Origin of the sequence: Bacteroides sp. OF03-11BH (genome assembly GCF_003604005.1) — a bacterium.
Classification (GTDB): Bacteria; Bacteroidota; Bacteroidia; order Bacteroidales; family Bacteroidaceae; genus Bacteroides; species Bacteroides ovatus.
The window spans coordinates 53,834-65,922 of sequence record NZ_QTMW01000009.1; the positions used below are offsets into that span (position 1 = coordinate 53,834).

The following is a 12,089-nucleotide window of genomic DNA, read 5'->3' on the forward strand; positions in this document are numbered from 1 at the left end:
GCTTTTAGAATTTAAGTGTTAAACCCAGATTGATAATTCGCATACTCGGGTAAGCTGTTCCGTTACCGGCTGAAACTTCCGGATCGATAGGTACATTGGTGAGTGTAAACAGGTTCTGTCCGGCAAGATATAACCTTAGACTGTTAATTCTGCATTTTTGCAGCCACTCTTTGGGGAAGGTGTAACCAAATTCCAGATTACGCAGTTTTAAATAACGGACATTGTATTTCCAGAAAGAGCTATCCCAATAATTACTATGGTTATTGGCATTGTTTCCGATTAATAATGTCGGGTATTTGCCAGGAATCAATTCACTGTTTGCATCAAAGATATCAGATAGTCTCCATGTGTCTTCCATGTAGTAAGCCGGGTTGTTTCCATTATTGTTAAATGGAATCTTTTGGATTAATGACGGATTCCAGGTAGACATTCCCGCACCGGAGAAATCCAATGCTAAATCGAAGCCTTTCCATGCGAATGCAAGGTTAAAACCGAAGTTCAGAACGGGTGTGGAGTCTTCTTTGTATCCGATGGGGCGTTTGTCCATATCGTTGATTATGCCATCCCCATTCTGATCGACGTACTTGATATCACCCGGGCGTAATGTCGTATTTCCTTTCTGGTCATTGTCAATCGGCCACGACGCAATCTCTTTCCAACTTTGGAACTGGCCGTCTGCCTCGTATGCCCAGTTGACATTCCCGAAACGGTGCCATGTAGAATTACGATATTCATCCCATGAATTACTGAACTTAGGATTATACTGCTCCCAGTTGTAGAAACGGGAATAGGTGAAATTGGCACTGATAGAATAGTGAAAGTCATTGACCTTATCACTCCAACGTGCAAGCAAATCATATCCGGTATGAACATTAGAATTGAGATTTTCCTTGGGACGCTCAAAGCCCACTTCTTCCGGAAGTAATACGTCGTCACGGGAAGCCGGAATACCGGTTTTGATACGTCTGAAGAAATCTACGCTTCCTGATAAACGGTTATTCAGGAAAGCAACGTCGAGACCAATGTCCAGAATTTTAGCCTTTGCCCATGAGAGCGTGGTAACAGGCAGGTTTCGCGGGGTAGTACCAATGATATAGGAACCGTCGATTACTCCTCCTCCCTGTTTGTAATCGTAACCTGTCATGTAGTCGAAAGCACTGTAGCCGTCAACGTTGTCATCTCCTACCAATCCATAAGATCCCCGTATCTTTAAATCGCTGAAAATAGAAGCTATTTTTGATTCCTTCCAGAAGTTTTCTTCTGATATTCTCCAGCCTAATGAGGCGGAAGGGAAGAACCCCCAGCGATGATTGGGCGGGAATTTCCATGAACCGTCATAGCGTGCGGAGAAGTCTATCAGATATTTGTTGGCGTAGTTGTAGTTGAAACGTCCCAGCCAGCCTAAACGTGCTTCCGTATTGTTGCCAGTATCTTCGTATTTGTCAATCGTATCATAATAGATCAGATGCAATGAGTTGGAAGCCGGGATGGCATGGAGCCAAGACTTTGGAGTGTCTCTTTTTATTGCTTCGAAACCAATTACCGCATTGATGGAATGTGCTCCGAATGCTTTTTCATAAGCCAGTTGAATGTTTGAAGTCAACTCTTCCACATAAGCATTCGTCCTTTCCCTCCAGGCACTGGCACGCCCACCTACATCTACATATTCGTCCGTTGCTTCGTCATATCTATAGACACGATAGGTATATTCTTGATTGTTAAGTAATTCGCTTGCAAAATAATATCCGAACAAAGCTTTGGCTTTAAGTCCTTTGATAATTTCATACTCTGCGTTCAGGTTTAATTGGGCCATTCGCCAAGTGTCTTCAAAGGTTCCGCTTTTCTCAAAATTCAATAATCCGAAGTTTAAGCCATTGTCAGAGCCTACTGATGCCGGATAGTTAGGATTGTCATTGGCAAACGGACGGACAGTCGGTAGATTGCGGTAGGTAGCTGCTGTCGGGTTTGAATAGTCGTCAGTTCCCGGTACACCCGGATTTTTCAGCTGTTTGATACGTCCGTTCATGTTCATGCCGATTTTGAATTTATCAGTGACCTGTGCTTCGACATTCATTTGTACGTTGTATCGTTTCATACCGCCATAATTGCAAATGGCAGATTCCTGATTCATGTGTCCGACACTGAAATAATAATTGATCTTGTCCGAACCTCCGGAAACATTGGCATTGACATAATATTGCGGAGAAGTCACCCAGATGTAATCATACCAGTTAAATGGCACATAGCCTTTTTCTGTACCTTGACGCCATTTCTCCAGATCTTCTTTACTATATAAACGGGACGTTTTTCCCTGAATTGTTTCAGACTGTATGTAATTCTCTACATACGTTACGGCGTCTGCCGGTTCCGGTAAGCGTGATACATGTTGCCAGCCATAATAAGTATTTAACGTCACAGTGCTCTTGGTGTTTTTCTTTCCTTTCTTGGTTGTTACAACAATGACCCCGTTTGCAGCCCGTACACCATAAATGGAAGCAGAGGCATCTTTCAAAATAGAAATGGATTCGATGTCATTAAAATCAATGTTGTTGAACTGACCTTCATCGGACTGCACGCCGTCAATCACAAATAAAGGTGTTCCCATATTACGGATTTGCAGGGTAGTGGCATTTCCCGGGCGACTGTCTGCAGATCTGTAGTTCAATCCGGCTACCTTTCCGACCAGTGCTCCGGAAGTGTTTACCGCTGAAGATCTGCTTATATCATCAGCTCCTACGGAGGCAATAGCTCCTGTCAGGGTAGCCTTCTTTTGAGCAAGGCCAAAGCCAGTCACTACGACTTCATTTAATAATTTAGTGTTTTCTGCCATTATGATTTTGACATTTGTCTTTCCGGAAACTACGGCCAGTTCCTTAGTCTCATATCCGATATAAGATACTTGCAGTTGTGATTGTACCGGAACTTTTTCTAAGGAGAAGTTACCGTCAATATCAGTGATGCCCCCATTGGTAGTTCCTTTCACTAACACGTTTGCACCAATTATAGGATTGTCCGCAGTGTCTACTACACGCCCTGTTATGCTCTGTAATTTTGTCTGTTGTGAAGGCAGGTCGTCAGATAATACAATCTGGAAATTAGGCTTAATCAGATAACTGAATGGAGCCTGCGAAGAAAGGTCCTTTAAAACCTTTTCTATACTGCTATTCTGTGCTTCGAGAGAGACTGGCTTATTGAGATTAGCCAACTCTTCATTATAGAAGAAACGATATTCACTTACTTTTTCTATCTGTTTTATCACCTTCTTCAGAGGTTTGTCTTTCATGGTGAGAGTGATCTGCCCCATGACACTTAGACTACTTGATAAAAATATAATAATATATAATATTCGAGAAAAGAGATGCTTGATGTTACTCATTTTATAGGAAATTAATCATTAAACAATAAAAAAGATGTAACTTTACAAGCTGAAAATCGGGTGTATATACCCTCTGACACTGCCTTCCGCCAGTTGTCAGTATCAGAGTGAGTTTCCAAGGTCCGATTTAAGCTTAAAGGAGATAGTCCTGACCTTGTCAGGCTATCTTTTTTATGTTCTACTGGAACTATTTCATACGCATTGAATTTTAAAGGTTAATAATTAGGAATATATTGGGTTACCTATTGCCTAGTATTATGGTATCTCCACGAGTATCATAAGTGATGGGAGAGGTTAGGCTAATCAGTTCGATTACATTATCAAGGCTATTGTTGCGGATCACTCCCGAGAAGCAATATTGCTTGATACGTTCGGATTTAAATGCTATTTGCACATTATACATTCTGTTAAGCAGTACGGCAATTTCTTCCAGTGTTTCTCCATTAAATACAAGATCGTTATTTCGCCACATTTTGGCATACGATGAATTGTCCGGTTTATGTATTGCCAGTTTGCCCGATCTTCGTTCGAATGTGGCATTTTCGTCAGGAGAAAGAATAACATTATCTCTATCGGAAGAAACACGGACCGAACCGGAGAAAAGTGTTGCGATGATTTGAGAATCTTCCCGGTAGGCTTTTACATTAAAAGTAGTTCCCAAAGCTTCTACATTCATTCCTGCCGTTTCTACAATAAATGGTTTCTCCTTATCCTTAGCTACTTCGAAATATGCTTCGCCTGTCAATGACACCACTCGTTGAGTGGCTCCGTAATTCGCATTGTAATGCAGTTGAGTATATGAATTTAGCCAAACGACTGTACCGTCCGGTAAGGTAATATTTGCCCGTTGTCCTTTTCCTGTTTGGACAAGATAGCTCTTATCCGTTACTGTGGGTTCTGTTTGAGAAACTGTATATAAATGACCTCCTATTCCTGCTGTTATGATTAAAAGAATGACTGCTGCATACTGAAATAAACGCCTGATTCGCATTGTCCGTTTCTGCTTTCGTCTATTCAACTCTTGTACGGCATTATGCATTTGACTTTTGACCCGTTCAAACATACGTCCTTGTACTTCGGCAATGAGCTTGTTATTAGAGCCTTTCCAGGTTTCCTGATAATAGTTGGATAACTGCTCTTTTGCTTCCTGACTGTGGAGCCAGTCAGATAGTATTTGTTCTTCATCCGGAGAGGTTTCTCCCCGCATAAAACATTCTAATAATAATATATTCGTATTCTTCTCCATGGGCTTTTATTATGTATATCTCCATGGAGCCAAGAATCCTTACAGGGTGCAAAGATTTTACTCTATATTTAACACTATTTAAAATTAGAAGAAAGAAAAAATAGAGCCAAAGCTACAATTTCATTGGCTAATTTAGAACGTAAGAAATGAAGGGCACGATATAATTGCGTTTCAACTGTTTTTTCTGACAAAGATAGTTGGGCGGCTATTTCTTTATTTGTCAGATGTTGTTTCTTGCTCATGAGGTAGATTTTCTTCCGGGAAGAGGGTAGCTGTTCTACCAGCTCGTCTATATATTCTTGTAGGGAGTCGGTGTCAACATCTATTTCAAAGTGCTTGTCGGCATCAGTTTGTTTGATTGAATCCAGAAAACGTTCCGAAAGTAGCCGTTTTTCTGTTTCCTTATATACCATGTTGCGTGCTATTGTGAAAAGATACGCTTCAAAGCCTTCTTCCGGTTTGATATCCTGATGTCTTTCCCAGATCTTCAGAAATACATTTTGAGTGAGGTCCTCTGCTAGTATTTTATCATATAGAAGGGAATGAATAAAATGAAATACACGGGGATTATATTTCCAGAAAATAGTGTCGAAAGCCTTTTCGTCACCTTGTTGTAGGAGTGATAAAGTGTGTGTGTCTATTTTCTCTAAAAAATGATCCATATATTTAGTGTCTTCAATCCTTTTCAGAGGAAGTTTAAAGAGTTATCATTCAAAAGCTACTTTGTTTATAGACGAAAATAAATACTCTTTATATTTAAAAAGTATATGTAAATAAACCCGTAAACCATTGGCAAATATAAGGAACATTTTTTATTTTGAATTACTTTTATAGAGAAAATGTGTTGGTCGGCAGGATGAATGAAAAGAGTATGCTCTATGAAATTACATGAAATAAGAAAGGGGGAGAGTGGGATTTTTGTATAAATAATAAAGGCTTTTATTATTATAATATAAAGAAATGAGACTGAATTCCCACCTTTCCCCTGGAGAATTCAGTCTCATTTATATGATTCAAGTCAATGGATTATCTGCTTCCGCCTGCCCACCAAACATTTTCACTATACACATATTGTCCATTTCCGTAAGCTGCTTTCACTTCGGCATTTGTTGTGGTGTCGCTATTGCCATAAGGACAACGTAATGGGAAAGAGTTTGGATTTTTTAGCTCAATAAAGTTTTCGCCTAGTCCTTTCATTCTGCGAACATCATTGTAAGATTCTGTCGCTTCTCCTGAGGCTCCCCATAATGCGAAGTATTTTTGAATCATTGTTGTTTTCAACGGTTCGGCTGTATATTTGGCTTCTATTGTATTGTCAAAGTAACTTTCGGCTTCAGTATCTGTAATACTACTTGCCGGGTTGATGAGCGTTTTGCCCAATTCCTTTCTTGAAACGCTAAAGCTATTTTCTGCATTTAACAATCCGGCTACTACAGCGTCTTTTAATGCACTTTTTGCATCACGTCCCAATCTGCATAGAGCTTCTGCTTCCAGGAACTTTAATTCATGATAGCTCAATAACAGTGTGGGTGCTGATATAGAATACATAAATAAAGAAGTCCCATACTTGGAAGTGCCTTGTTCCGGAGAACCGTTAGGCGCATATACGGCATTGTCAGCAGTTCCCGGGGCTTGTTCTTTTCCAGATGCACCTTGTTTAGTGATGAAAGCTCTGGACAGGCGTGGGTCGTTGTATTCTGCCAGTTTGCTTCTCATGCTTTCGCTTGCACCTAATCCGGCACGTGCCACAAAGAAACCGTAAAGCGGATTTATATTGTTGGCGTCATATACGTCGAATGCTGCTTGCTCTTCTGCACTTTCGAAAGAGTTATCCACATATTCCAACACCTTCTCCATGTCAGCGTCTTTGTTGGCAGATCTTTTAAGAAGGTGCATTGTGTAACGCGCTTTCAGACCATACGCCAACTTTAGCCATTTTTCAGCATCGCCCTGATATAACAAATCTTGAGCTCCCGGGTCTATCAGATCCTCTTTCTGCAAGTCTGCAATAGCATCGTCCAGGTATTGCATTGCTTGTGTATAGATCTCTTCTTGTTTATCCATTTTAGGAGTCAGGTAAACAGGAGAACCATTTTCGTCAACTAAGGCTGCCTGGCTGCATGGAGCATCTCCGAACATATCGGCTATCAATGCACAATTATAAGCAGCCAACACCTCTGCCATACCTTTGGTTGCAAAATTTCCATAATCTATTCCTCCCTCACTGCATTGATTGATAATGATACGGGCGGATTTCAATGTGGAATACAGACCATTCCATGTATTATTGAAAGTGGAAGATGAGGTCGGTTCGCTTTCTCTGGTTTCTGCATAATACAACTGGTTGTCAACACCTACTTCATATTCAATGTAAGCAGATAGATAAGTATTGAAATCACCTCCTGCGTTAGAGAAGGCGGTAGAGGTTATTACATCTGTCAGAATGAATCTTCCGGCCACGCTTTGCGTATGTCCGTGATCCTTATTGATTCTATCCATTGCATCTTCCGAACATCCGGAAAAGACAACTGATAAAACAGTAGCGGCAAAAATACCTTTAATTATATTATATGTTTTCATCTTTCTTTTTAGCTAATTAGAATTTTACATTAAATCCAAAACCATAGCTGGCTGTTCCCGGAAGAGAGAAACGTTCGAATGCACCTCCCATGTTGTCATTACCTTGTGAAGCTTCCGGATCGAAACCTTTCATTTCAGACCAAACCAAAATGTTGCGGGCAAAAACATTAACGTTCACATTCAGCCATTTCTTTGAGAAAACCGGATAACTTACAGATAATTCACGCAATTTGATATAAGAATTATCATAAATGTAAGATTCGTCAATTGATCTTCTTCTGGTGAAATATGCTTGAGCATCTGTTACTTTTATATCATTGGGGGCATAGATTGAATTACCATCCGCATCTTTTCCTGTTTCTTTAACAGCGTTTTCTACAATGAATTCGTTTTTACGCATATCACCTGATAGCTTGCTTACACCGTAATAGTTCATTTCACCTGCGGTACCACTATACATTTGTCCACCTTGTTTCCAGTCGAATACTGCGGAAATGCGGAACTTGTATAATTCAATGTTTGTATTGAAACCTAAACGGAAATCAGGAGATACAGTTCCAATCACCGCATCTTCTCCCTGCATAGGAAGTCCGTTCTGGTCTACTACAATCTTTCCTTCGTCATTACGCATGTAGCTTTTTCCATAAATTACAGGGAATTTGTCACCAATCCCGGCACGTACCTGTGGAGTTACAAATCCTCCTAGCATAATACTTTCTACTCCTGGAGCCAATTCGTCTACGTAATTGTCGATTTTGGAGAAGTTGAAAGCAAAGTCAAGCTTGAAGTTTTTGGTATCTACCGGAGATATGCCCAATGTCAATTCATGAGTGTTTGTATGAATCTTACCTCCGTTCATAATCATACTTGAGGCACCAGTCGAACCTGCCAAAGGAACTTCGAATATCTGATCTTTTACATTCTGACGTGAATAGGTGTAATTCAAAGTAACCAGTCCGTTTAAGAAAGTAAGATCAGCTCCCAACTCGTAAGATTTTGTATTTTGTGGTTTTAAGTTAGGGTCATACACCTTATAATATGGAATATAAGCCATTGCTCCATTAATTGGATAAACAATCGGATTTCCCATATAAAAACCACCACCATAAGATGGAGTATAGTAATAGCTTTGAGTGTAATCACCAGCCATACCAACTTCCGCATAAGAAGCACGTATCTTACCGAAGGTTAATATGTTATTCTTCAGGGGAGCCAGTTCTGTGAAAATGAATCCCAATGACACCGAAGGATAAGTGAAAGAACGATTGTCACGTGGCATACTTGAAACGATATCATTACGTATACTTCCGCTTAGATAAAGCATGTTTTTCCATGCTACTGACAAGTTTGCGAAATTACCAACAGTTCGTTTCTTGTTGTATAGGCTCTCATTAGAGAATACAGAAGCATTATTCAGATGATTCCAGCCCGGGAAATTGAAGTTCATGCTATATGCATATTCATATTTTGTCTTTTTATCAACAAACTCATTACCAATCAAAGCGTCCAACGTCCATTCTTCGTTAATGTTCCATGTATAGGCAGCAGTTAACAGTGAATTTAGCTCATTAACAGTGTAATGGTATTCTGAATCTTCACCTGTAGGCGCCCAAGTACTTCCATATCCGTAGATTTCAGAATAATTGGTAGTATAAGCGTCATCACCAATCTGGTATTTAATATCCAGTTTGTGGTTGTCAGTTCCAAATTTAGTGGTGTATTTCACGAAAGCATTTCCGAAGAAACGTTGTGAACGTTCAGAGAACTGGTTATTGTCAACTGCCCAATATGCATCGTCAATCCAATTGTCACGATAGGTATTTTGTGTGTAAGGATCGCCTTCTATGTGAGAAGGAATGCCGGCCATATTATAGCTGACGGGGGCATTGTAGATCGTAGCAACCACACTGGTATTGGCTGTAGACTGTTTGGAGATTTTTGAAGTTACGAAGTTTCCATTAAATCCGGTAGTCCAGTTAGGATGTAGTTGTGCTTCGGCTGACATTTTTACGTTATATCTATCCATACCGGTTGATGGAACGATACCATTACTGGTGGTGTTACCCAAAGAAAAAGAGTAGTTACCTTTATCGAATCTTTGAGCTACATTGACATTATTGCTCCATGATACGCCTGTATCAAAAAAGTCCTTCATGTTATTATATGCCTGTGGGGTAGCCCACGGATTCATGCCTGCAGCTGCAAGTTGGGGAACATAATATTTTCCGGACTGTTTGCCATATTGACTGGTGTAACTGTTGTCTGTGTTTCCTCCGTAGGTAGGATCGTTAGCTAATTCAGAAATCTTAGGACCCCATGCGAAAGGAGAAGATGGATCGAAAGTACCACTGGAACCTTGTGCATATTCTTGTTGCAGTTTCGGAAGAGTTGAAATCTTATCAAAGGAAAGGTTGGTACTGAAAGTGATAGTCGGTTTTCCTTTATCTGCTCCTTTACCACTTTTGGTGGTGATAACGATAACGCCATTGGAAGCTCTCATACCATACAAAGCAGAAGCGGCTTGTCCCTTTAATATATTGATACTTTCTATATCATTAGGGTCAATGTCGACAGCACGGTTAGCATAGTCCGTTCCATACGCTCCATCGGTAAGAGAAGTACTCACGTCTGCGGTAGATGCGATAGGCATACCATCGATTACATACAATGGAGTATTGTCTCCAGTGAAAGAACGAGAACCGCGAATCGTAATCTTTGAAGAAGCACCCGGCATACCTGATGATGGGGTGATGTCAATACCTGATACTTTTCCTTGTAAGGCTCCCGCTAAATCTGTATTAGCAGCACGTGTCAACGCATCCGATTTGACGTCTTGTACGGCATATCCCAATGCTTTCTTCTCACGTGAAATACCCATAGCGGTAACTACTACTTCGTCTAGCTTTTGGGCGTCAGCCTTTAATACAACTCTCAAATTTGGCTTAATAACGACTTCTTGTGTTTGCATTCCGATATACGAAATCTGCAAAGTCTTTGCAGAACTAAATGTTTTGTATATTATTGATTATCAATGATGTAATATCTAATGTTTAGGCGTGGAGAGCTTTTTCTTTTCTTAATTAATGATACATATATGCTTAATTATTAGCTAATTAAATAAATTCGTTATTATTGCCAGTCTATATATGTAATACTTAATCTCTACCCAAAATGGACGTAATTATCTGATAATAAGTGTGATATTTGTTTAGTAAGGGAATACTATATGAAGAAAATTGCAACAAACTAATTCTGACTAATATTCAAATGTTGATTATTAGTCAAGGTAAATATGACATTCATTGAAATTTTGCAAGCGAATTATTGTTTCTTACGTAAAACTACTTATGTATATATTTATAAATAATAAGACCTGCAATTTTAGAATTAATCGAAATTGCAGGTCTCATCTATTTATTTAAAACTTATCCTTATATGGAGGCAATATTAAAAAATGTTTTATCGAGGTAAATTATTACTCCATCCCTCTGTTTGTATAACTCCAAAACCTGAATTGACTTCAAAAGAAGGTATTGGGTACACAAATTTTGCGATGTTGAAATTAGTGTACGATCCATCTGCTACACTAATAATTTTACCTAATCTTCTTGCATCAAAGAAGCGATGTCCTTCTTGAACCAGTTCTAATTTTCTTTCTTTATCAATGGCATCAATAACCGTTTGATCCTCTGCTATTTCATTGTCATCCAAATCCGGATTTCTTTTGGAAGCTACTTCCAATAGCTTTTCTTTAGCTTTTCCATAATTAGGAGTTGACTGTTTTGCATATGCTTCTGCCTGTATTAAATACATTTCAGGCAGTCTGAAAACTGGTAAATTAGAAATCTGATTATTGGTTGTGATACCACGCATTTTTCCACCAGTCCACGTACCGCCAAGAAGCGCCAGCCGAATATCATTAGGTGAATATTCTGCTACTGTTGCGCTGTTAATAGACAAACCGTATTTATTCCATAAAGTATTCAGAGCATTAGCGGACAAATAATCATCTTCGGCTTTTGCTATAAAGAAAATGTCTTCTGTCGAAACAGCCAATGTCGTGTACATATTCTTATAGTCTTCTTTGGTTGATACAATTGTACCACCACTTAGGGTTATTGCCTCTTGAGCCGCTGTAATAGCCCCTTCGTAATTTTTCATATAGAGTTTTACGCGAGCTTCAAGTGCAGCAACTGCAGCCGTATTCATATACTGTTTACCTACATTTTCAACACCTTCTTTAGCATAATATTCTTTAGCTTTCGTTATATCATCAAGAATCAGGCTATAATTTTGTTCTACACTGACTCTTGACACCTGTGAATAGGCAGGGACGGGTTCAGTAATGTTTACGATACCTAATGTCGTTTTGTTGGCTTCCGAATATGGCAAACCAAACATGTTAGTCAAATAGAAAGAGCAGAGGGCTTTAATAGCATAGGCTTGAGCGATGCATCCTTCCACTTCTGCCAGATCCCCCTTTGTTACTTCTTTAAATGAAGTACCTTCTTTAATGATACGTGCACAACGGTCGATAGCCCAATATCCGTATGCCCATATTTCTTCTATGTATGAATTAGTATCCAGTATCTGATAGCGGAAGATGTCATAGAAATGAGACGTTGCAACAGAATGTGAAGTGATATCCGTTGGCGCATCTCCAATTGCTAATACATCACGTCCCAGAAAACGATATGAACCTAATGTGTAATATACACCATTTAAAGCATTCTGAAAATCTTGGGTAGTAACCAAGGCTTCTTCTGTCGGAACAGAAGTTGATGGCGTTTCTGTCAAGAAGTCATCGCATGCGGTGAATGAAATTGCCATCCAACCGGTTAATAAAGCAAATAATATTTTCTTCATTGTCATAAATTTCTAAAGTTA

6 protein-coding genes are annotated in these 12,089 nt (G+C 39.5%); all 6 read right to left on the bottom strand.

The window, feature by feature from the left end; all coding sequences use genetic code 11:
• Positions 1-4: 4 nt before the first annotated feature.
• The gene (locus DXA54_RS08910) at positions 5-3,376 is read right to left on the bottom strand and encodes a TonB-dependent receptor (protein ID WP_120079261.1); all 3,372 of its coding nucleotides are present in this window, start codon (positions 3,374-3,376) and stop codon (positions 5-7) included.
• A gap of 238 nt (positions 3,377-3,614) precedes the next feature.
• Positions 3,615-4,622, bottom strand: a complete 1,008-nt coding sequence (locus DXA54_RS08915; RefSeq protein ID WP_120079263.1) for a FecR family protein — start codon at positions 4,620-4,622, stop codon at positions 3,615-3,617.
• A gap of 74 nt (positions 4,623-4,696) precedes the next feature.
• The gene (locus DXA54_RS08920; RefSeq protein ID WP_004326269.1) at positions 4,697-5,284 is read right to left on the bottom strand and encodes an RNA polymerase sigma-70 factor; all 588 of its coding nucleotides are present in this window, start codon (positions 5,282-5,284) and stop codon (positions 4,697-4,699) included.
• 364 nt (positions 5,285-5,648) lie between these two features.
• The gene (locus DXA54_RS08925; protein WP_008650046.1) at positions 5,649-7,202 is read right to left on the bottom strand and encodes a SusD/RagB family nutrient-binding outer membrane lipoprotein; all 1,554 of its coding nucleotides are present in this window, start codon (positions 7,200-7,202) and stop codon (positions 5,649-5,651) included.
• Positions 7,203-7,218: 16 nt separating this feature from the next.
• The gene (locus DXA54_RS08930) at positions 7,219-10,191 is read right to left on the bottom strand and encodes a SusC/RagA family TonB-linked outer membrane protein (RefSeq protein ID WP_120079265.1); all 2,973 of its coding nucleotides are present in this window, start codon (positions 10,189-10,191) and stop codon (positions 7,219-7,221) included.
• Between the two features lie 470 nt (positions 10,192-10,661).
• Positions 10,662-12,074 carry a RagB/SusD family nutrient uptake outer membrane protein gene (locus DXA54_RS08935; protein ID WP_004326264.1) on the bottom strand — a complete coding sequence of 471 codons (1,413 nt, stop codon included), beginning with the start codon at positions 12,072-12,074 and terminating at the stop codon, positions 10,662-10,664.
• Positions 12,075-12,089 lie beyond the last annotated feature (15 nt).